Raw genomic sequence first — 20,699 nt, 5'->3', positions numbered from 1 at the left:
AATATAAACAGTATAGACCATACACTTTACCGTTTCGGCAAACACCTGTCCAGTTCCTTCCACTACAAAAAGTTTCGCAAAATAGCCCCACAAAGTGGGGCCTTGGCTTCGGGTGATGACTTATAGTGATTCCCGGATCACACGCTTGTAATACAGTACGGACAGCAGGCCGAAGATCGAATACAGCACAGTGTAAACCGCCATTACCACGAACATCGGAGTAAGCATTTCGGTGCCGAAGAAGAACCAGCCGGACTTCACCGCGAAGTAGCTGTGGCACAGGCCGATGACAAGCGGAATGCCGAAATTGAACAGCTGCTTGAACTGGATACCGCGCAGCAGGTCTCCCTGAGTGAAGCCCAGCTTGCGCAGAATCGTGTATCCGTCCTTCTCCTCCTCGCCTTCATCCATCTGCTTGAAGTAGAGAATGCAGCCGGAGGTGATGAGGAAGGTCAAACCCAGGAAACCGACGATGAACATAATGAGGCCCATATTCGTACGCTGGTTCAATTCATATTCATATTGGGCGAAGCTTGGTGCTTCCGGCTGCTGGTCCACATAGATTTGATATGCTTTCTCTTTCTGCGAGCGGTCAAGCAGTTCAATGCCGTAATAGTTGTCCGCTTCTTTCTTCATCTGCAGCTTCGGGTCCAGCGACTTAGCCAATTCCTGATACACGGACTCATCGACTACAAACACACCGGCGCCGCCGCTATAATAAAAGGGAAGGATCGCATCCGCAGATAAGCTGATTAACTGCTGCTTAATGCTGCCGTTAGCAGTTATTAGCCCGACTTCTCCGGGATCAAGGCCCATGAATTTGTCCAGCGTGCTGTCATAACCCATAATCCGGACTTCCCCGGGTAATACGTCGATACCTTCCACACTGCTGTCGCTGACAACAGAGGTGCTGAGGATGCGGTCATCGGGATTGTCGAAATTATTTTTGCTCATGATATGCTGTGCGTCCACTTCGATCTGAAGCGGATGCATTTCAACCTCTGTGTACTTAATGTGCTGCTCATCCAGGGCCTGGACAAACCGCTCCTTCACGGCCGCTCTGGCGAAGCCAAAATCATCCGGGGAGCTCTGCTTGGCTGTGGCCTCCGCCGAATAGTACGAAATATAGCTGAGGGACAGCAAACCGATGGCAAGCGCAGAGACCGTTGTGATGATTGTCAGCAGCAGCGAATTCGACTTCATCCGGAACATAATGGACGAGAGCGACAAGACCTCGTTGATGGATAAGTAGCCTTTTTTGCTATTGCGGATCGTATTAAATATGAAGCTGACTGAGCCCTTATAGAACAGATAAGTGCCGGCAATCACCAGAGCGAGGATGACAATCATAGCGGCCATCAGACCAGTCATAGTGACAAATTTGCCGCTGAACAGCTGTGTGGATACATAATAACCGCCAGTAATGAATCCGATGCCGAGCAGTCCGAGAATAATCTCCCACACCGGCATTTTACGGATACGCTGCTGGGTGGTGGATGTCGCCTTGAAGAGGGACAGGATGCTTTGCGCTTTAATGAAGGTGTAGTTCATGATCATAATCAGCACGTACACGGCAGCAAAGACCAGAATCGTCCGCACAAGCGCCTCCGGAGAGAAGCGGAGCTTCGCCTGGGCTTCTACGGCAAGAATTTTGTACAGGATCATCAGAATCAGCCGTGACATCACAAAGCCCGCACCCATGCCTAGAATCATAGACCCGAAATACAGAATCAGGTTCTCCGCACTCAGCAGCCGGAAGATCTTCCCCTTCGTCAGCCCGATCAGCTGGAACAGCCCGATCTCCTTGCTGCGCCGCTTGATGAAGATCGTATTGGCATACAGCAGGAAGATCGCGACAATGGCAATCAGCAGTATGGAGGAAGCGCCAATGGCTGCACCGCCTTTGATTGAACCGCTGACGGCATCCATAGCCGGATCGAATTGCAGCGTCACGAACGAGAAATACAGGGCAACACTGAACACAAGTGCGAAGACATACAGATAATAGTTTTTGATATTCTTCTTCAAATTACGGAAGATAATATAGTTCAGACTCATTGCGCAGCACCGCCAAGCACGCCCTGGGTATTGATAATATCGTTGAAGAAGGACTGCCGCGATTCATCGCCTTTGTTCAGCTGCGTGTAGATTTGCCCGTCGCGGATGAATACTACCCGGCTGCAATAGCTCGCGGCAACGGCATCATGGGTGACCATGACAATAGTAGCCTGGCGTTTCAGGTTCATATCGGCGAGCTTGTTCAGCAGATCGGAAGCCGACTTGGAATCCAGAGCCCCTGTAGGCTCATCGGCAAAAATAATACTCGGATCATGCACAAACGCCCGCGCCGCCGAGGTACGCTGCTTCTGCCCGCCCGAGATTTCGGCCGGATATTTGTCCTTCAGCTCATATATTCCCAGTTCGCCCGCCACCTGCTCGAACTTCTGGTGAGCCTCCTTCTTCGGGATCCCGGTGATTGAGAGCGGCAGCAGCACATTTTCTTTAACAGTCAGCGTATCCAGCAGATTATAATCCTGAAAAATAAATCCGAGATGTTGCTTGCGGAACTCCGCCAGCTGCTTCTCCTTCATCCCTGTGAATTCCTTGCCCTCTATTTCAATGGTCCCCTGGCTCACCCGGTCGATGGAGGACAGGACATTCAGCAGAGTCGTTTTGCCGGAACCGGAAGGACCCATGATTCCTACGAACTCCCCTTTATTCACCTGAAGATCGATCCCCTTCAAGACCTCCTGCTTGTTAAATTTATTGCCATAGGTTTTATAGATTTTGTTAGCCTGCATAATAACCATTATTCACCCACTCCTTTTCTATAGATCTATCATAAGCGGGCTGATATATATTATCCTGCGCTTCGCCGAACAAAGTGAAGAAGCATGTGACATTATCGTCACACGCCTGTAATTCTCTGAAAGTCGTTCTCCCGGGGAAAAGTAAGCGTAAATATACTCCCTTCTCCGGGTACAGATGCCGCATGAATGCTGATCAGCAACGGCTCTGCCACCTGCCGGGTCAGATAGAGTCCCATTCCGGTGGCTGCACCATCCTGGCGCCCGCGCGATGACGTGAAGCCTTTGTCATAGATCCGCGGCAGATCCCTAGGGTCAATCCCCTGCCCGCTGTCTTCTATAGTAAGCACGGCATGGCCGTCCTTTTCACCACTCCTGATGAGGATATCCGAGGCTTCGCTGTACTTCACCGCATTCGTGAGCAGCTGTCTGAGCATGAAGGCCAGCCATTTGCCGTCAGTCAGCACCTCTTCCACCTCAAGCTCCACATCAAAACCGATTCCCTTGGAGATACACCATGACTTCAGCGCCCGGATTTCCTTATTAAGAACCGGCTCCAGACTGATATTCTCTATGAACAGATCATTGCGCATAAAAGGAATCCGTTTCTGATGAAGCTGCTGGTCAAGCAGATGATGAATCCGCAGCCATTCGTACATGAGCTGTCTTTGCAGGGTTTCATCCGGCAGCCGCTCTATCATTAGCTGCATCGCAGTGAGCGGCGTCTTAACCTCATGAATCCAGGACAGCAGGTCATCCTTCTCAGACTCCAGCAGCTGGTAATTGACGGAGGATTCCCGCTTGTACCTGTCAGTCTGGGCGATAACCGCCTCATGGACGATCCGCTCCAGCGGACTGCCGGGCTCAATTACAGCATGAAGGTCATAGATCTGATCCCAGGCTTCCAGGCTCCTGTAGAATCTGGTTTCTTTGGCATATCTCAGGAATACGAACGCGAGACATAGCAGCACATTCAGCAGCACAATGTACAATACCGGCAGCAACGGGATAGCAGCATCAACATAAGCCACGAATATAATAATGAGCTGCAGGACGGCAAGCAGCAGCAGCCAGCTCCGCTTCTCGGTTATGTATTTCCTTATCATTCTGCCGCCTCTTCGGTCGCCATATACCCCTGCCCGACCTTGGTCTCAATGAAAGAATCCAGTCCCAGCGGTTCAAGCTTTTTGCGCAGCCGGTTTACATTTACGGTCAGGGTATTGTCACTCACGAAATGCTCATTGTCCCATAAGCTCTTAATCATCTCTTCACGGTCAACGATGCTGTCCTTGCGCTCCACTAATATTTTGAGGATCAGCATCTCATTCTTCGTCAGCAGAGCTGCTCCCTGATTGTTAGTCACCGTATTCTTCACGAATTCAATTGCTGCCCCGCGCCAGGTCTTCAGCTCTGTGCGTTCGGTGCTATAATTGTAGACCCGGCGGAGCGTGGCCTGAATTTTGGCAATCAGCACTTCGAAGTGAAACGGCTTCTGGATGAAGTCATCCGCTCCCAGCTGCATGGACATCACCATATCACTCGGGTGATCGCGGGAGGAGAGGAAGATAATCGGCACGTTGGAGTGAGCCCGCAGAATCCGGCACCAGTGGAATCCGTCGAATTGCGGCAGCTGAATATCAATCACCACCAGATCCGGCTTCACCTCCGTAAATTCCTGCAGGACCTTGCCGAAATTCGTGATCCCGTATACCTCATACGACCACTGGGACAGTCTTTCCTTGATCTCCCCGAACAGGGTGATGTCGTCTTCAATAAGCATGATTTTGAACAAAATGGACTCTCCTTCTGCAGATATTTCGTTATTCAAAGATCATTCTGACAACCCGGTGTGGAGCAATACTGTTAATTACTGCGGTATCGCTCGAAATCATTGACTTCCAAATATCCTCAAACGTCAGATTGCTGTCATCCGTCAGCACAATAAACCTGCTGTCCTTCAGCGGGTTTCCCACCTGACCGGTAAGGCTCAACAAATGAGCGAAGGGCTCTTGCTTCTGAGACTCTGCGGTATTATCAAACAAATAATACTTCTTATCCTGAACGAACAGATCACAATAAAAAGGGCTCTCCGTTTCATCATCAAAAAAATTGGCAATGCGAATCCCGTTATTACTGCCTTGAACTGCCGAATTCATAAATTTATCCCATACTTCCTGGCCTTCAGCCAGCTCACTGTTATGCAGTACTACATATCCAGCCGCAGCTGCCTCTTCCATTGTATAATCCCCGGGCAGTCCGGTGAACCCTGTATAGAAACCTCTCATGTCCAGCGTCAGGGCAACTGTATGACCGGCAGCTTCTCCCGCGGTATTATTTGTAGAATCATCTATTGCTTTACCCGTTGTATTCCCCGCTGCAGTAACCGCAGTAATATCAGCAGTCACACCAGCAGCATTATTAACGATATTCCCCTCATTCTTGCAGCCTGCCAGCAAACCCGCAGTACATATAACCGCCAGTACACCTGTCATCATCTTAAGCCTCTTCATCCCCATTACTCCCCGCTGGAAATTGTAATTATTGGATAATTATACTTCACATTGATGAATTGACAAAGGCTTGGGCAAGTTTTAGAATACTAAATATATCTTGATGATCAAGATAATTGAATTCGAAGATATTTTTCGGACCGGGAGGGCTCATGAATGGCATTACTAATCTTATACGCTACCAAATCTGGAGCTTCAGAGCAATGTGCGTTCCTTCTGGCAGAATATATTCCCGGTAGCACGTTATGCAATCTGGAGTCAGAGAAGCCGGACATTGAGAACTATGACCACATCATTCTGGGGGCTGGTGTACGCGACGGCAAGCTCTACAAGCCAGTCCGCGATTTCATCAAAAAAAACAAACCCGCCCTGCTGGACAAGCAGATGGGCTACTATATCTGCAATGAGAAGCCCAAGAAAACCGAAGAGATTATCACGGATAATATTCCTGAGGATCTAAGGCAGGCCTCTCTCTGTATTGAGTCTTTTGGCGGATATAAAGCCTATGCCGCTCCCGCAAAGGATGCGGATCAGCTCAAAGGAATTTTCGTGGAGAGAATCCGCACTTTTTCAGAACATTTCAAATAACCCGCTATGTCCCTCACTTATACTGTCTGCCGCTCAATCATGTTCAAATGAATCTCTTCATGGGCCCGGCCCCCGTCCACCGCTTGCAGAAAAGCCCTCCGGCCGATCTCCACCAGCGGTATCTCGAAGGTTGTGATGTGCATCATTCTGGCGATCGGCTGATTGTCGAACCCTACAATGGCAAGCTGACCCGGCACCTCTATCCCATTCTCCCGGCAAAAGGACAGAATTCCCGCCGCCACCTGATCACTGGTAACCAGCAGTGCAGTTGGAGGGTCGTCCATCTTCAGAATCCGCTGCATAATCCATTCCCCGTCTTCCAGCTGCACACAATCGTAGAACATATAGTCATGGTTATAGGCTTCATGCCGGTTCATATAGAAGTCCCGGTAGGCTGCCTCCCTTAAATTGCTGTTAGGACTGGACTGTCTAGCCAGGCAATAGCCGATCTTGTAATGGCCTTTGCTCCTCAGATAGGTAAGCGCACGGGTAAAGCTCTGATAGTGATCCATAAATATGGATGACACATGATGTCCCCTGCCATCCTCCAGCACAATAATAGGCCCGTACTGCGTATACTCGTCAACAATCTCCCAGCTGCAGGTCCGCGAACAGATAATCAGCGCATCAATCTGCTTCAGCTTCAGCATCATCAGTGCATCCAGCTCCCGCTCCACTTCATAGTTGGACTGAATCAGCACCAGCTTATAATTATCCTTGATAGCCTCATCCGCTATTCCTTCAACGACCATCCCGAAATACGGCCGCGTGATATAGGGAACGACCACCCCAATCAGATTCGTCCTTCCCCTGCTTAGATGTACTGCATTTATATTACGTTCATAATCGGCCGTCTCCATAGCCTGCAGAACGGCTTCCCTCTTTGCCTGGCTTACATAAGGATGACCGTTAAGAACCCGGGATACGGTTGTGACCGAGACTCCGGCCAGCTTCGCAATATCTTTGATATTCGCCATAAATTCCACCTTCCCATGCTTGCTGCATATAGCCTGTACTCCTCTTAATCTTACCTCAAACCGCCGGAATGCGTTACATTCAGACCACAAATAAAGCATTTGACATGGAAGGCGTTTCATAGATTACAGTGGTTCTGTAATAGGGCGGAATCAGGGCTAAGTATTGTAAAAGAGGTGAGTAGAAGATGTACAACGAGGATGCCGGGGCTGATCCAAAGAATCACCACCGGGACTTATGGGATACGCATGAGGCTCTGGCCGGATTCATGGGTGCTCAGCTGATTGAACACCCTTTTCCGCAGACAATGGGGTCTCTTGTTTCGTTTGAGCTGATGACCAAATTCCATACGTCATTGCTGGCAGAACGCCTGCTGTTGAATTCAGGCTTCTGCCATGAGGCTTATTGTATACTGCGCCTGATGCTTGAATACACGATTACTTTGAAATTCATTCTGCTCCTGCCTGAAGAAAGGGCCATGCGCTATTTGGATGACAACTCCGCAGCTTCCCGGCCGTTTGATTTCGACATTCCGCTGATGGCAGACGAAACCCATATGCAGGAGTGGCTACGAATCATTGAACACCCTCTTTCCGGCTGCTCCAGCCCGCTTGAAGCTGGAGATCTGCTGGCGAAATCTTGTGAGCTGACATCCCTTATGCTGGAAACCTGCCGGAATAAAGAAGATGAAAAAATAGATTGTTGATGTTCACATTCCCCTTCGTATGTCCGTACAAGAAGGGTAGTCAGCTTTGAACAGTCTCTTTCATCCGTCTGGCGACCAGAGCGGCCAATTTCGCCCGCTTGAGCTCCAAATCCGTATTATCCGTATTATCCGTAATCTTCACAACGGCCCTATCCCCCGTGATCCACTCCAGCAGTCCGGAAGTATCCGTGAACAAGGGTTCCGTGGCAGCTGCTTCCTTCACTTTCACACCGGTATGGAAGATCAGCCGGAAGCAACCTTTCCCCTGCAAGTTCATGGTTACACGGTCTTGTCGGTTGTAGCAAAAACTCGGCGCATTCCACTTTATCTGCTCCGTGATGTCATCAGCTGCACTCAGGATTATCTTCCGTACTTCTTCAATCTCATCTTTAAGCGGATGCTCCAGCTCCTTCAGAAATAGGGCTACCTGTTCCGGTCCGGTCAGTTTCACAGTCTTGCTGCGACCAGCTGCGGGTTCTTTAGAGCTTGAGGCCATGGTTAGGCTCACCCTTTCATTATGGTTATCCTGAAACCATTCGCTTCACACCCTATAATTCCTTTATAGAACTCACCCTGCAAATATAGCAAAAAGCAGCGCCTCCCCCTAACAGGAGCTGCGCTGCTTGTCTCATTCCTTCGCTGGCCGGCTTCTACTGATGGTTCAGCACAGGCTTATGGCAGGATCGTCGGTCTAATCACAATCTCATTCACACTGGTATCCTCAGGTTCATTAATCGCATATACGATCGCTCTGGCAATACTGTAAGGAGATATTGCCATGCTGTTCATCTGGCCTGCCATCGCCCGGATCTCCGGACTGCTGATCGTGTGGGTCAGCTCTGTGTCCGTCATCCCCGGCGAGATAATGGTCGAACGGATATGGGAGGCGGCTGATTCTTCCTGGCGCAGCCCTTCAGAGATGGCCCGGACAGCATATTTGGTCGCGCTGTAGACTGCAGATGAAGGACTCACGCTATAACCTGCTACCGAGGACAGGTTGATGATATGCCCCGACTGCTGCTCCCTCATAACTGGCAGAACGGCAGCGATGCCATACAGCACGCCTTTGATATTGACATCGATCATCTGATCCCATTCATGTACCTTCAGCTCCTGCAGCATGGATGCGGGCATTACCCCGGCGTTATTCACCAGTACATCAATACGTCCGAATTGCTGCAGGGCGAATCTTGCCAGCTTCTCCATCTCCTCCGCAGAAGTTACGTCGGTCTGCAGATACACGGCATCACCGCCTTCCTGCACAATTTCACTGACAATGGTCTGCAGGCGCTCTGTTCTTCTGGCTGCCAAGACGAGCTTTGCGCCTGTTTGAGCCAGCAGCCGGGCTGCAGCTTCGCCTATACCGCTTGAAGCTCCCGTAATGATAATGACTTTGGATTGTTTATTTTCCACTTGTGACCTCTCCTTTATTCAACTTGTGTTGATTATCTGACTGGTGTTGATTATTATTATATAGAGAAGAGATGGTAATTCAATCGCTAATGTAAGCGGAAATGTCCTATATACAACAAGTGCAGGCTATGTGTTCATTAACTGAAGGAGGTTCATCATCATGGGTACCGGAATCAAGACAGACAGACGGATTCTGAGAACAAAAGAAGCGATTAACAGAGCTTTTCTGGAGCTTTTTGGGGAGAAGGAGCTGGAACAAATCACGATCAACGATATCGCGGAACGAGCGAATGTAAACCGGGGAACCGTCTATCTGCACTACACCGACAAATATGACCTGCTCAACAGATGCATTGAGGACCATCTGGGCAGAATGTTCCTATCCTGCAATATGACCCGCACTCCGGACGGAGATGTTGGTCTCATCAGCGAAATGAAGCCGGTATTTCTCTATTTCGAACAGAACTTCCTGTTCTTCTCGGCTATGCTTGCCAACCAGAGAACCACAATCTTCCGTGAACGCCTGCTGGAGATTGTCTCGGCGAATGTAATTCATAAGCTGGAGATGGAGAAGTCTGTTCCTGAAGGAATGGATAAACAGCTCATTGCCCATTTCATGGCCTCGGCCTTCGTGGGCACTGTCGAGTGGTGGATTCAGAACCGGATGCCGCATGCTCCGGAAGAGATGGCGCAGCAGGTTCGGAGCTTGTTTGAGGGTAATACCATGTATAGGGGGCATCAATAATCCCGCACCTCTTCCACTTGGGAATGATGCGGGATCCGCAGCCGGGGACCAGGGCCTCCGGGTTAATCAATATGTACGCTGAATTAGACTAACTTATTCAGTTCAGTCAATAATGCCTGTTTCAGTTCTGCCAGCCTTTCCTCACTTGGTTTGCAGCTGTCTGCGTACATCGTTTCTCTGGGTGTCCACCAGACGGGATGTGCCGGATTCGGTTCCGTTAGCTGTCTCGGGAAAATATGCCAGTGCATATGCGAATCGCCGTTTCCCAGCAGCTCATAATTTAATTTGTGCGGCTTGAATGCCTTATACACCGCTTCTGCTGCGATGCTCATTTCGAGCAGAAATTTCTGTTTGTAGCCTCTGTCCAGTTCATGCAGCTCGCGTTTATGTTCCTTACCCAAAAATAAAGTGTAGCCTTCGAAATATTGATGGTCTCCAAGCACCACATACCCTGTCTCGAGCTCGGCTACAAAGTACTTATTTGTTCCTTCTTTGATCATATTAATGCGGCTGCAAATCAAACATTCTTCCATAGTGTGAAACCTCCTATTAGATAAGTAAAACTGTCCATTATCACCACTTGTGTAAGCTGAACTTAAAAATGATGGCCAGCCGATAGACACACCTCTTCCTGAGCCGGGTTTCGTCCATGCAACAAGTCAGATTCTTAAGTTGACTCTATATAGCAATAACTATTTATGAAATGCCCCTAAATAATAACATTACAGATGTCGATAATATTAAAGCAATATAAATTCCTTAGAAAGGAAAATAAATATATTATTGAGATTTTAATACATAGGTCAAATATCATATAGTGAGTAGGAGGAATTATTTAGTATGAATATTACAAAAAAAGTATTTATCTCTTCCATTTTGGCTACCGGATTGTTATGCGGGGCTGTAGGGGTTTACGCTGCAGACGGGGTTTCGTTAGTACAAGCTTACCTTAATAGTACTATTAAGTTTACTGTGAATGGCGTTTCGTGGACTCCTAAAGATGCTAATGGAAATAAACTCTCCCCTCTAGTATACAATGGTTCAACCTACCTTCCCGCCAAGGCAGTCGGTGAAGCAATGAATGCATCCGTTCTTTGGAATGCTGGTACTAAAACCGTTGCCATTACAACTACAGGAAGTGCCAGCGCCGGAGAACCTTATAATGATTCATCATCAGCTACGACTACACCAGTCACCAACGTACCAGTAACAACTGCTCCAGCAGCTACCGCCCCTGCCTCTCAGTCAAGCAGCCTTCCAAGTGGACTGCTCACCCTGCCTTATAATCATGATCTCACTGCAGTAGGCGAAAATAACAAATCGGTAGCATTAGCTTTTATCCAAGCTTACGGAAATGCCTTAACTTCCGGATCCAACTCAAGCTATAATGCTTTAATCGATAAATATGTGATTGACGATTTAAATGACTACGACATGGGCTACAAAAAAACATCGAAGGACAATGCAGCTAAATCGATTTCCGGGGTAGTAAAATTGAATGATAGTGGAGTTATCACGAAATATGCAGGTATTTTAAAGAGTGCCACACTTAGTGATGTGAAATTAGACACAACCTGGTCTGAAAAATATTCAACCTCTACTACATTGTGCTACAAAGTAGAATTACCCGGCTTCTTCATATCTTCATTCAGTGTCTTTTTTGAATTTGATATGGATAAAGAAACGAACACTTATTATCTTGTAGCAGTCAATATCTAAACTTCCAAATGAATAGAAGGTGTGCGGGCCCATGATGGCTTGCACACCTTTTTTGGATATACCCAAAAGAAATAGATGCTTCTCAAAAGTTTGGAAGGATGCCGCACCAAATGAATGTCTAAATAGCTCGCTCTTATTCGCTGACAACGATGAACTGGCGATTCTTCCATTCGAAATCCGGCTCCGCCTGGAACCCGGAGAGGCTGATCTGCCGGTTAAGCTCCTTGCGGGGCAGCTCCCCGAATCGTCCTGTATCATCTGCAAAGCAGGAATACAGCTCGAATTGCTCACCAGGAAGCAGGTTATCCTGCAGATAACGGAATAACTCCGCAACGCATTTCCTGCCTGTTACAGCAGCACCGGGATAGGGCTCAGCCACTTCGGAGATCATTTGGAAGCTCCCCCCTTCAGGATTCACCTGATAAACCAGAGGTTTCTTGAACAGATGCGACGAATCCTCCTGTGTCAGCGGTCCGGAAACATACAGGCCGGCAGCATCCTCCGCCGTCTCAAAGACCTCAATCATTTTCCCTTCCAGCGTACCGCTCTCCCTCATACCCTTCACTGGAAATTTGTCCAGGGCAGCAGGATCATTCTGCATCAAGTAATCCTTGAGCTTCATCATGGTCCCCCGCTGTCCGAAGGAGCCGGCAGGAAGCTCACGGTCAGCGGCGATATAATAAAACAAGGTCAACAGTGTTCTCTCCCCTCTTCCCGCAAGCAGCCAGGTTCACATTGACTAGTATACCGCAGCTCCGGACTATAATGCCTCTCAGGCGGGCACCTGCAATAATGTACTATAGCCATTTCCCTGCCGGGTGTATATTCATGTGACTACTTCACCTGGAGGTCATCATGAATATCGTTTCTTTTATCATCTATTGTATTGTGGTAACCTTCACACCCGGCCCTACCAATATAGTGATTCTATCTTCCGTACAGCATCACGGGGCCAGAAAAACAATGGGATACGTTGGCGGAGCCACTCTGGCGTTTGGACTGCTGCTTGCCGCCTCTGCCCTGCTGAACCGCATGCTTGCGGACATCATTCCGCATATTCTCGGCGTTATGCAGATCATCGGCAGCCTGTACATGCTCTACCTGGCTTACCAGGTCTACACTATGGGCCGTACCGAGGAGAATCCCCGGCAATCCTCCGGATTTGTCTCCGGGCTGCTGATGCAATTCGCCAATCCGAAGGTGCTGCTGTTCACGCTGACCGTTATCCCGGGTTACGTTATGCCTTATTATAGTTCACCCGCAGCAGCCTTCATCTTCGTTATGGTAATTACTGTAATAGGTTTTCTCGCATTCACTACCTGGGTCGTATTCGGCTCCATATTCAAGAGCTTTCTGCAGCGGCATCAGCGGGTGATGAATAGTATCATGGCACTTTTTCTAGTATACTCTGCTGTAATGGTATCCGGAATTTTATAGAGGACGGTGATTAAGGTGGAACAATTCAATTATAGAAAGTCTGCAGAGATTCTCGCCTTATCGGCCAGCATGACGGATTTCACTTACAAAAAGCATTGTCACGAAGAATATGCCCTGGGCGTAACACTGCGCGGAATCCAGCAATACCATCTGGCCGGCAGCCTGCACTCCTCCCATCCGGGCGGTGTCATGTTGTTTAACCCCGAGCAGTATCACGACGGCAATTCCTATGACAGAGAAGGTATTGATTATGTCATGCTCTATATCAAGCCGGCCATGTTTGCAGAGATTCTGGGCAAGCAGGAACTGCGGTTCACCTCGCCTATCGTCTATGACAAGGAGCTGGCGCAATCTATCTGTTCCTTGAATCAAGCGGTCCAGAATGGCGCTGACAGCGCACTTTGCAGTGAACTGCTGCTTCAGCTGGCCCATCTGGCCGCCCACACCGAAATCGAAGCCGCCATGCGGACCGATAGTGCCTTTGTTCAGCAGGCCAAGGAAATGATGTACTACAGCCTCGGCCAAGTGCTTAAGCTTGATCACATCTCACAGGAGTTAGGCCTGTCCAAATACCAGTTCATCCGCGAGTTCAAATCACATACAGGCATCTCCCCTTACCAATTCTTCCTGAACTGCAAGGTTGAGCATGCGAGACAATCGATCGAAAAGACCAAAGATGTCTATTTCGCAGTAGCGGAATGCGGCTTTACAGACCTGACTCACCTGAACCGGCATTTCAAAAGTGTCTTCGGCCTTACAGCCTATGAATACATGTCCCAGCTGGCTTAATCCATATTCTTCGGCGCCCGCATAGCAGTATCCTTGTCCACTTCTTATGTTACGGAATCCGCACTGTTACTCTGCCGCCAGCACCTTCTCAAGCTGTTCCAGCACCATCGGCCACGCCTGCTCATGCTGGTCCCTGGACTCCTCATCCGGGAAACCGGCATGCGTCAAGCAAAGCAGGGTATCAGTACCCCGAGTCTCTAATTCAACCCGTACCACGGTTTCCGCCCCCTTCGTCCCTCCTGCACCGGTAACCCAGGTCATTTCCACCAGGCGGTCCTTCTCCAGACTCAGGAATCGCCCGTAATGCGGATAACGCTGGCCTTCATGACGTGTTTCGAAGAAGAACGGAGTATTCACGCTTCCCTCCATGGACACCGTGCCCGGCGCTGCAAACCAGCGGTCAAACTGCTTCGTCCAAGCCTTGTACAGGTCTTCTGGTGAGGCTGACAACAGGCGTTCCACACTCAGGTTATACGGCCTGGATGAAAGATCAGGTGCATTTACGGCCATAGCCATTGTAATCATCCCTCCCTATTCGATGTCTAGTTCTACAAAACGGTTTGTTACAGCATTCAAATAATACAGCTTGTTATCCACGATGTGGATATATAAAGTCTTGTCATCACCCAGCTTCTCACTGGTATAATCGGTTAGATTGAGCCGGTACAGCTTCTTGCTGTACTCTGAGTAATTGCTGAAGTACAGATGGTTTCCGCTCAGATTCATCTCTTTGCCATTCAGACCGGAAATTCGGGTTAATCCGGTTCCATCCAAGTTCATAATATATAAATTCTCTTTGAAATTGAAGTACATAATATCGTCTTTCATCACTATATTAGTGATGTATCCGCCATCCAGCAGCTTCTTTTTGTGGCTGCCGTTCAGATCCATAACAAACAGCTTACTGAAGTCAATCGTGTAGTAGATCTTTCCGCCATACACCGCCAGGCTGGATACCCCGTACTGTTCAAGCACCGTTCTGGAGCTGCCGTCGGTCTTCATCCGGTAGAGCGGCTTGTTCATCGAAGAATTTCCCTGCGTGAAGTAGATCCAATTATCAGCAACCGTCACCAGGTTCTTCCCGATGGCAAAATCTCTAAGCATCGTCCGGTCCGAGCCGTCCGTATTCATGCTGAACAGCTTGTTGTTGTCGCCCGTATAATACAGCTTTCCGTCTACAAGATTAATATAAGCCGCATATTCGTCATCGCTGAGCTTCTGAAGTTCAGTACCCTCCTTCTTCTGTTTATAGAGCCTCCCCGAGTCTTGCGGATTATTGAAATATACCCATTCATTGTCTGTAGCGTACAAGCCCCCATTGTTCAGATTGCCCACCGAATTCCCGGTTATACCAGAACCGACGGGTTGTACGGCTTCTTCCTGCTTGATTGCTACCTGACCGTTGGCATAGGTGACCGTTGCATCAAAAACCTCAGAAAGCACCCGGAGCGGCACCAGCATTCTTCCATTCACCAGTCTCGGAGCCGCGGCCAGCGTGAACGGCTGCTGATTCTTATAGGCTGCGGTCGAGCCCGCCGTTAGACTCAGCGTAATGGTTCCTTTGGAGATTATGATTGCTTTATTATTCCCCGGAACAATCATCCCGCCCAGCTCATCCGCCACGAAGCGGAGGGGAACATACACCGTACCCTGATCATTCACTGGCTGCACATCAAAATTCACCAGCTTCCCATTGACTGTAACCGTAACCGCCGGCTGATCCGCCGGAGCTGCGTAGCCTGTCCCCGCCCCCGTTAAACTCAGCAGCAAAGGGGCAATAATGAACCATTTTCTCAATGAACACACCTCTTTGAACTCAATTTCTGAACAAACAACTCTTATGTATTCTACACCCTTCTTCTTCATTCTTCCATAATATCAAAGGATCACCATCCTGAAGATCAGCTTCCGCACACAATGTTCACTTTACAATTTCTTGTATATGGTTTATTTTAACATTAAGTATTCACTGAATGTTGTTGTATGTTAGTCAACATTCAGTATTCAAAATAATTAACTGGAGGACATGATGAACCATTCTTTGCAGGAGACATTACTGAAGAATATCCTCTTTGCTTACAACGAAGCAATCGAGCTTGTGATTTCCATGGGAATGCTTGCTTGTGAGGACCAGATCTCAGATTTGGCAGAGGATTATAAAATCGAAGCAGATGAGCTGCTTGGAGCCTATCTTGATGATGCGCGCAAGCGGTTATCCCACTTCTTTACCCGTGAGCTGCTGTTTTTTTTCCGTTATGACCTGCTTCATCATGCACTTGATTTCCCGTTGTATGAATCCATCTTCACTCATCGGGAAGTGCTAACTGCAGAGGCGTTGATTAACCGGCTGGATAACAGCCCTGCGGAGCATATCGTTGCAGAGATGGTCTACGGCGTCTACAACGATAACCTGGAAGCGCTACTCCAGGGCAACGACTGGGAGCTGGTCAAGAAGGATCTGAAGAAGCTCTCTGAACTGGTGACTGCAACAAAACCGCAGCCCGAGGTTGCTGAAGCCCATGCGCCGCTGCTTGAATGTCTCGCTAATCCGCAAGAGACCAAGCTGCGCTACCTGCAGCTATTGCGTCAATTCAATCAGGATGTCTTCATTCACTGGAAAGACCGGATCCGTGAGCTTTCTGAGCAGGCTTCCCGCAGGTATGAGGCTCAATTCCGCAGCAACCCTGAGGTTTTCATTCGTGAAATCCACAATAATGAACCTTCGCTGTTTGACTTCCCCGTCACCTTCCATGTCAGCTTTGTTTTCCAGGTGGCAAATGGCTTTTACAATTTCCACACCGATGCCGGGCAGGTCGGCTGGGTCATCTTCGGCATTAATAATGAACGGGTGCACGGACCCGCCGCTGACCGGGAGAAAACCGAACTGTTTCTCAAAGCCTTCTCGGATAAGCGGCGGCTGGACTTCCTGCTGTTACTCAAGCAGCGTCCGCATTACGGCCAAGAGATTGCTGCAGCGCTAGGCATTACACCGGCTGCTGTGAAGTATCATTCCAACTTCCTGTTCTTTCTGGATCTGCTCGATGTCGAGCGGGTGGATCACCGGCTGTATTACGTGCTTAGAACCGATACTTTGCGCAGTCTGCTGGCCTTGATGGCTAAAGTTATGCTGGACAAAGATCAATTCATGAGTTGATAACTGGAGGGGTCCACTTGAACAGGATCACGAATACCGCGGCAACGCCGCTGGATGAACCGCCCGCCGCTGCCCAGAGTACATTTATACGTTTGCTGCAGCTAGGCAAACCTTATACAGGCTGGTATATCATTCTGTGTGTTCTGGCAGCGGTCAGCTCACTCACAACTGTAGGTTTGGCTGAGTCCCTGCGGCGGATTATCAATGCGGCCACCAACCACAACACCTCCGGTCTGACAGCCGGAATGACCTTTGCTGCTGTCATCGTAGTTACGGATGCCGGAGTCCACTTTCTGAATACATATCTCTCAGGTCTGCTTGAGATCAAATCTACCTCGAAACTCCAGATGTCCATGCTGACAAGAATGCTGAATGTCCGGATGAAGGATCTGGACCGCTATCATTCCGCCGATCTAATCAGCCGGATGAATGACTCGGCTCCAGCCGCACAGCAGGGAATAAACCGGAAGACGATTGAACTGATAAGCAATCTGCTGCAAATCAGTTTTCTGCTCACTTATCTGCTGTCTCTGCAATTTGCTCTGACACTGGGGACAGTCATCATCTGTGCACTGGTTCCGCTGGTTATGCTCCCCTTCACCTCACGGCTCCGCACCATGAATGAGCAGCGTCAGAGCATTGAGAGCGCCCAGCAGGCATTCATCCAGGATTCGATGCAGGGCGCTGAGGTGGTGCGTGCCTTCTCCCTTGCTACCCGTCTGCTCGGGCAATTCACCAGCAGAGTCCGGCAATACAACACAGTCCACCTGCCGCTCTCTCGAGTAGAAGCTGTAGGTTACAATATGCCTCTGGCTGTTATCCTGGGCGGATTACTGTATGTACTCTCCTATGGCGGCTATCTTGTAATTGGAGGGCGGATTGATGTAGGCGCCGTTGCTGCTTTTCTCATTTGCTTTGAACAAATTTCGAATCCGGTATCGCGGCTTGCCAACCTGTGGACAGAACTGCAGGCTTCGCTGGCACAGGGGAAGCGTTTATTTGAGATCATGGATTTAACCGAAGAAGGCATCAGCCCTGCTAATTCGGGTACCGCAGGGCATCTGGCTGAAGCACGGGATACCGTTAATCTGCCCGTTGCCGGACAGCTGCCGCTCATATTCAACAATGTCAGCTTCGGGTACGGACAAACGAAGGTATTAACTGAAACTCAGCTGCGGATTGAACCAGGTAAGGTTACCGCTTTCGCCGGAGCCAGCGGGAGCGGCAAGAGCACGATTCTTCAGCTAATGCTTGCAGCTTATGTACCTGACGGAGGAAGCATTTATCACGGCAGCACGCCCCTACATACGATTCCTCCGCGCAGCTGGCGCAGCCGTATCGCCTATGTATCCCAGGAGCCTTATCTGTTCTCCGGAACTCTATACGAGAATATTGCCTGGGGACGGCCGGAAGCCTCCCGGGAAGAGGTGATAGCCGCCGCACAGAATGCAGGTATCCACGAGTTCATTATGCGGATGCCGCAGGAATACAATACTCTCATCGGTGAGCGAGGGCTTACCTTATCTGGAGGTGAACGCCAGCGTCTATCGATTGCTCGCGCCTTCGTCCGTGAACCGGGGCTGCTGCTGCTTGATGAACCTACTGCTGCCCTTGACAGCCATAATGAAGAGATTGTCCAGCAGGCATTGAAGGCCCTGATGACGAACCGGACAACGGTCGTAGTCGCCCACCGGCTCTCAACTATTAAGTACGCTGATCATATCTACTTCATGGAGGCCGGAACAATTGTTGAACAAGGGACCCATATGGAGCTGATGGCGCTGCAAGGTAAATATCACGCAATGGCCCAAGCGGGCGTTCAGACAGAGGTTGCTGCCGGAGGAGGACTGCAAAATGAATACTAAATCATCATCATCCGGCCGAATCCGGCTCGGGGAAGCCCTCCAGCGGCTGCTTCCTTATGTCAAGCCATACCGGCTCGGCTTTCTGGCAGCAATAGTGCTGCTAATGGCCAGACTTGCACTGGATATCGGATTTGCTACAATTCAGCAGGTTTTCATTGATACGATCAACAGCACGAACATGCAGTCACTGACACGGATAACCTTAATTTGTTCACTGGCCTGCTTCCTGATTATTCTCTGTCTTATGCTGCAGCATTACTTCCGCTTCACCGTGCACAGCCGGATGGCCTGGGATTTCCGGGCGAAGCTGTTTGACGCGAGCCACCGGCTGCCTTACCGCCAGCTGGAAGCCATGCACTCCGGGGATCTGACCTCCCGGAATACCAAGGATGCCGGAGCGGCCATGGGGATGATTAGCAGTCTGGTCTACGATCTGGGTTATAATCTTCTGCTCTGCCTGGTTGCATTTCTGTATTTGGCCAGCATGGATGTCTGGCTTGCACTCCTTGCACTTGGAACGGGCCCCGTTGTCTTTCTGTCCGGCCGTTTCTTTGACCGCAGACTGCGTAAGCTGTTCACGGAAATCTATGCCCAGGAAGCCTTGCTGCGGGGAATCCTGCAGGAGACCCTCCAGGGGATGAAGGTTATCCGTTCATTTTCACTGGAGAGTACGCTGCTGGGCAGGTATGCAGCTGAACGCGAGCAGTTGAACCGGCTCCAGAAGCAAAAAACTCTGTTAAACGCACTGCTCTGGCATTCTTCAGCCTTCATCAACAATGCAGTAATGATCAGCTGTGCGGTACTAATTGCCCGGTCAGCGCTCCGTGGGGAGACTTCGGCAGGGGAAGTGCTTGCCTTCATCATCCTGATGGGACGTGTTCAGTGGCCATTCGTCCATATGTCGCAGACATGGGGCGGAGTACAGGAATCTCTCGGGGCAGCTGACCGTGTATTTGAGATTCTTGATGCTCCCCGGGAAGGGGCAGCATCTAGCGATGAACAGGATTCTGCTACCGCATCCGCTGCGGTAGCCGCCGCTGAAGCAACCGCCTTGGCGGAAGCTGCTGCACTAAGCATACAGGGGCTGCACTACAGCTTCGCGGGACCCCAGTCCAGGGAGGGAACCTGTCTGAGCGGGATCCACCTTGAGCTGAAGTATGGCGAGACGGTTGCCGTTGTGGGCCCCAGCGGCTCGGGCAAGACGACACTTGTACGGTTGTGCTGCGGACTCTATGAACCGGAGGCCGGCAGTATTACCGTGTGCGGTTATGGTGTGCATGATCACCTGGAGGCGGCGCGCCTGAGGATCTCCTATGTGCCGCAGAATCCTTACCTGTTCTCCGGCAGCATCCGGGATAATCTCGCGTTCAGCGCTGAACATGCCAGCGATGAAGAAATCCGGGAAGCTGCCCGCCTGGCAGGTGCAGATGAATTTATTATGCGGCTGCCTGAAGGATACGACACGCTGATCGGTGAACACGGCTCTACTTTATCAGGCGGTCAACGGCAGCGCCTCGCCATCGCCAGAGCTTTTCTGCGTAATGCCCCGCTCCTGCTGCTGGATGAAGCTACTTCAGCACTCGACAACGAGTCCGAACGGCTGGTTCAGCAATCGCTTGATCTGTTGATGAAAGACCGGACCACCCTCGTGATTGCCCACAGGCTCTCAACGGTAAGGGAGGCTTCGCGGATCATTGTTCTGGATCATGGAAGAATTGTTGAAGAAGGCACACATGATGCGCTCATTGAACAGGATGGGCTCTATGCGGAGCTGTATCATTTACAGTTTAGAACAGCACCGGTTGAAGAATTGGAATCCGCATCCTATGCGAAATCCCTTACTTCAGTATTACCGGCATAACATCAGTTCTCCCGGGAAAACAAATCACAATTACAGACGAAGACCCCGAAGGTCCGTGTCACCACGGCGGCCGGAGTCTTCGTCTCTTTTCAGACTCAAATAGAAATGTTGTACGTTTTGCAACTTTGAT

21 protein-coding genes are annotated in these 20,699 nt (G+C 49.7%); 9 read left to right on the top strand and 12 right to left on the bottom strand.

Going from position 1 to position 20,699, the window contains the following annotated elements; translation table 11 throughout:
- Positions 1-120: 120 nt before the first annotated feature.
- From NYE33_RS18625 to NYE33_RS18605, 5 genes are all read right to left on the bottom strand, one after another.
- Positions 121-2,058 (bottom strand): ABC transporter permease, encoded by a 1,938-nt coding sequence (locus tag NYE33_RS18625; RefSeq protein WP_340944593.1) that lies wholly within the window; start codon positions 2,056-2,058, stop codon positions 121-123.
- Positions 2,055-2,810: an ABC transporter ATP-binding protein gene (locus tag NYE33_RS18620; RefSeq protein ID WP_042138379.1), complete on the bottom strand. Its 756-nt coding sequence runs from the start codon at positions 2,808-2,810 to the stop codon at positions 2,055-2,057. Before NYE33_RS18620 ends, NYE33_RS18625 begins: the two co-directional genes overlap by 4 nt.
- 98 nt (positions 2,811-2,908) lie before the next feature.
- Complete coding sequence (locus tag NYE33_RS18615; RefSeq protein ID WP_341066943.1) at positions 2,909-3,913, bottom strand: sensor histidine kinase; 1,005 nt, start codon at positions 3,911-3,913, stop codon at positions 2,909-2,911.
- Entirely contained in the window at positions 3,910-4,599 is a 690-nt protein-coding gene (locus NYE33_RS18610) for a response regulator transcription factor (RefSeq protein WP_076243259.1), read from the bottom strand. The genes NYE33_RS18615 and NYE33_RS18610 overlap by 4 nt, the downstream gene beginning before the upstream one ends.
- 28 nt (positions 4,600-4,627) lie before the next feature.
- Positions 4,628-5,317 (bottom strand): hypothetical protein, encoded by a 690-nt coding sequence (locus NYE33_RS18605; protein ID WP_341066941.1) that lies wholly within the window; start codon positions 5,315-5,317, stop codon positions 4,628-4,630.
- Between the two features lie 156 nt (positions 5,318-5,473).
- Here NYE33_RS18605 and NYE33_RS18600 point away from each other — a divergent pair, with 156 nt between their 5' ends.
- Positions 5,474-5,905, top strand: a complete 432-nt coding sequence (locus NYE33_RS18600; RefSeq protein WP_042138384.1) for a flavodoxin domain-containing protein — start codon at positions 5,474-5,476, stop codon at positions 5,903-5,905.
- A gap of 17 nt (positions 5,906-5,922) precedes the next feature.
- Here NYE33_RS18600 and NYE33_RS18595 read toward each other — a convergent pair whose 3' ends face one another.
- The gene (locus NYE33_RS18595; RefSeq protein WP_076243261.1) at positions 5,923-6,882 is read right to left on the bottom strand and encodes a LacI family DNA-binding transcriptional regulator; all 960 of its coding nucleotides are present in this window, start codon (positions 6,880-6,882) and stop codon (positions 5,923-5,925) included.
- 185 nt (positions 6,883-7,067) lie between these two features.
- Between NYE33_RS18595 and NYE33_RS18590 the strand changes: the two genes are divergently transcribed.
- A complete protein-coding gene (locus NYE33_RS18590) occupies positions 7,068-7,586 on the top strand; it encodes a hypothetical protein (protein ID WP_341066939.1) in 519 nt (172 codons plus the stop codon).
- Between the two features lie 40 nt (positions 7,587-7,626).
- On the opposite strand, the gene NYE33_RS18585 is transcribed toward NYE33_RS18590, so the two are convergent.
- Both NYE33_RS18585 and NYE33_RS18580 read right to left on the bottom strand, forming a co-directional pair.
- Positions 7,627-8,082, bottom strand: coding sequence for a DUF1801 domain-containing protein (locus tag NYE33_RS18585; RefSeq protein WP_341066937.1), 456 nt, complete (start codon positions 8,080-8,082; stop codon positions 7,627-7,629).
- Positions 8,083-8,258: 176 nt separating this feature from the next.
- A complete protein-coding gene (locus NYE33_RS18580; protein WP_042138392.1) occupies positions 8,259-8,999 on the bottom strand; it encodes an SDR family oxidoreductase in 741 nt (246 codons plus the stop codon).
- 160 nt (positions 9,000-9,159) lie between these two features.
- Here NYE33_RS18580 and NYE33_RS18575 point away from each other — a divergent pair, with 160 nt between their 5' ends.
- On the top strand, positions 9,160-9,744 hold the full coding sequence (locus NYE33_RS18575) for a TetR/AcrR family transcriptional regulator (RefSeq protein ID WP_341066934.1): 585 nt from the start codon (positions 9,160-9,162) through the stop codon (positions 9,742-9,744).
- A gap of 83 nt (positions 9,745-9,827) precedes the next feature.
- Here NYE33_RS18575 and NYE33_RS18570 read toward each other — a convergent pair whose 3' ends face one another.
- A complete protein-coding gene (locus NYE33_RS18570) occupies positions 9,828-10,277 on the bottom strand; it encodes an HIT family protein (RefSeq protein ID WP_341066932.1) in 450 nt (149 codons plus the stop codon).
- Positions 10,278-10,584: 307 nt separating this feature from the next.
- Here NYE33_RS18570 and NYE33_RS18565 point away from each other — a divergent pair, with 307 nt between their 5' ends.
- Positions 10,585-11,463 carry a stalk domain-containing protein gene (locus NYE33_RS18565; RefSeq protein ID WP_341066930.1) on the top strand — a complete coding sequence of 293 codons (879 nt, stop codon included), beginning with the start codon at positions 10,585-10,587 and terminating at the stop codon, positions 11,461-11,463.
- A 133-nt stretch (positions 11,464-11,596) separates the two neighbouring features.
- On the opposite strand, the gene NYE33_RS18560 is transcribed toward NYE33_RS18565, so the two are convergent.
- Positions 11,597-12,157 carry a hypothetical protein gene (locus NYE33_RS18560; RefSeq protein WP_042138395.1) on the bottom strand — a complete coding sequence of 187 codons (561 nt, stop codon included), beginning with the start codon at positions 12,155-12,157 and terminating at the stop codon, positions 11,597-11,599.
- 161 nt (positions 12,158-12,318) lie between these two features.
- On the opposite strand from NYE33_RS18560, the gene NYE33_RS18555 reads away from it, so the two are divergent.
- Complete coding sequence (locus NYE33_RS18555) at positions 12,319-12,900, top strand: LysE family translocator (RefSeq protein ID WP_076243265.1); 582 nt, start codon at positions 12,319-12,321, stop codon at positions 12,898-12,900.
- Positions 12,901-12,915: 15 nt separating this feature from the next.
- Entirely contained in the window at positions 12,916-13,689 is a 774-nt protein-coding gene (locus NYE33_RS18550; RefSeq protein ID WP_042141316.1) for an AraC family transcriptional regulator, read from the top strand.
- Between the two features lie 66 nt (positions 13,690-13,755).
- On the opposite strand, the gene NYE33_RS18545 is transcribed toward NYE33_RS18550, so the two are convergent.
- Together NYE33_RS18545 and NYE33_RS18540 are read right to left on the bottom strand one after the other, a co-directional pair.
- Positions 13,756-14,205 (bottom strand): SRPBCC family protein, encoded by a 450-nt coding sequence (locus NYE33_RS18545; protein ID WP_340944576.1) that lies wholly within the window; start codon positions 14,203-14,205, stop codon positions 13,756-13,758.
- Between the two features lie 15 nt (positions 14,206-14,220).
- Positions 14,221-15,486, bottom strand: a complete 1,266-nt coding sequence (locus tag NYE33_RS18540) for a DUF5050 domain-containing protein (protein ID WP_042138400.1) — start codon at positions 15,484-15,486, stop codon at positions 14,221-14,223.
- A gap of 244 nt (positions 15,487-15,730) precedes the next feature.
- Here NYE33_RS18540 and NYE33_RS18535 point away from each other — a divergent pair, with 244 nt between their 5' ends.
- Genes NYE33_RS18535 through NYE33_RS18525 form a run of 3 tightly spaced genes read left to right on the top strand, consistent with a single transcriptional unit; the run spans position 15,731 to position 20,569 of the window.
- The gene (locus tag NYE33_RS18535; protein ID WP_341066927.1) at positions 15,731-16,843 is read left to right on the top strand and encodes an ArsR/SmtB family transcription factor; all 1,113 of its coding nucleotides are present in this window, start codon (positions 15,731-15,733) and stop codon (positions 16,841-16,843) included.
- Positions 16,844-16,860: 17 nt separating this feature from the next.
- Positions 16,861-18,708: an ABC transporter ATP-binding protein gene (locus NYE33_RS18530; RefSeq protein ID WP_341066924.1), complete on the top strand. Its 1,848-nt coding sequence runs from the start codon at positions 16,861-16,863 to the stop codon at positions 18,706-18,708.
- Entirely contained in the window at positions 18,698-20,569 is a 1,872-nt protein-coding gene (locus NYE33_RS18525) for an ABC transporter ATP-binding protein (protein ID WP_341066923.1), read from the top strand. Before NYE33_RS18530 ends, NYE33_RS18525 begins: the two co-directional genes overlap by 11 nt.
- Positions 20,570-20,699 lie beyond the last annotated feature (130 nt).

The organism is Paenibacillus sp. FSL R10-2199, from assembly GCF_038000235.1.
GTDB classification, from domain to species: Bacteria; Bacillota; Bacilli; order Paenibacillales; family Paenibacillaceae; genus Paenibacillus_AQ; species Paenibacillus_AQ phytohabitans.
The sequence above is the reverse complement of the archived record's forward strand: the minus strand, read 5'-3'. Positions and strand labels throughout refer to the sequence as shown.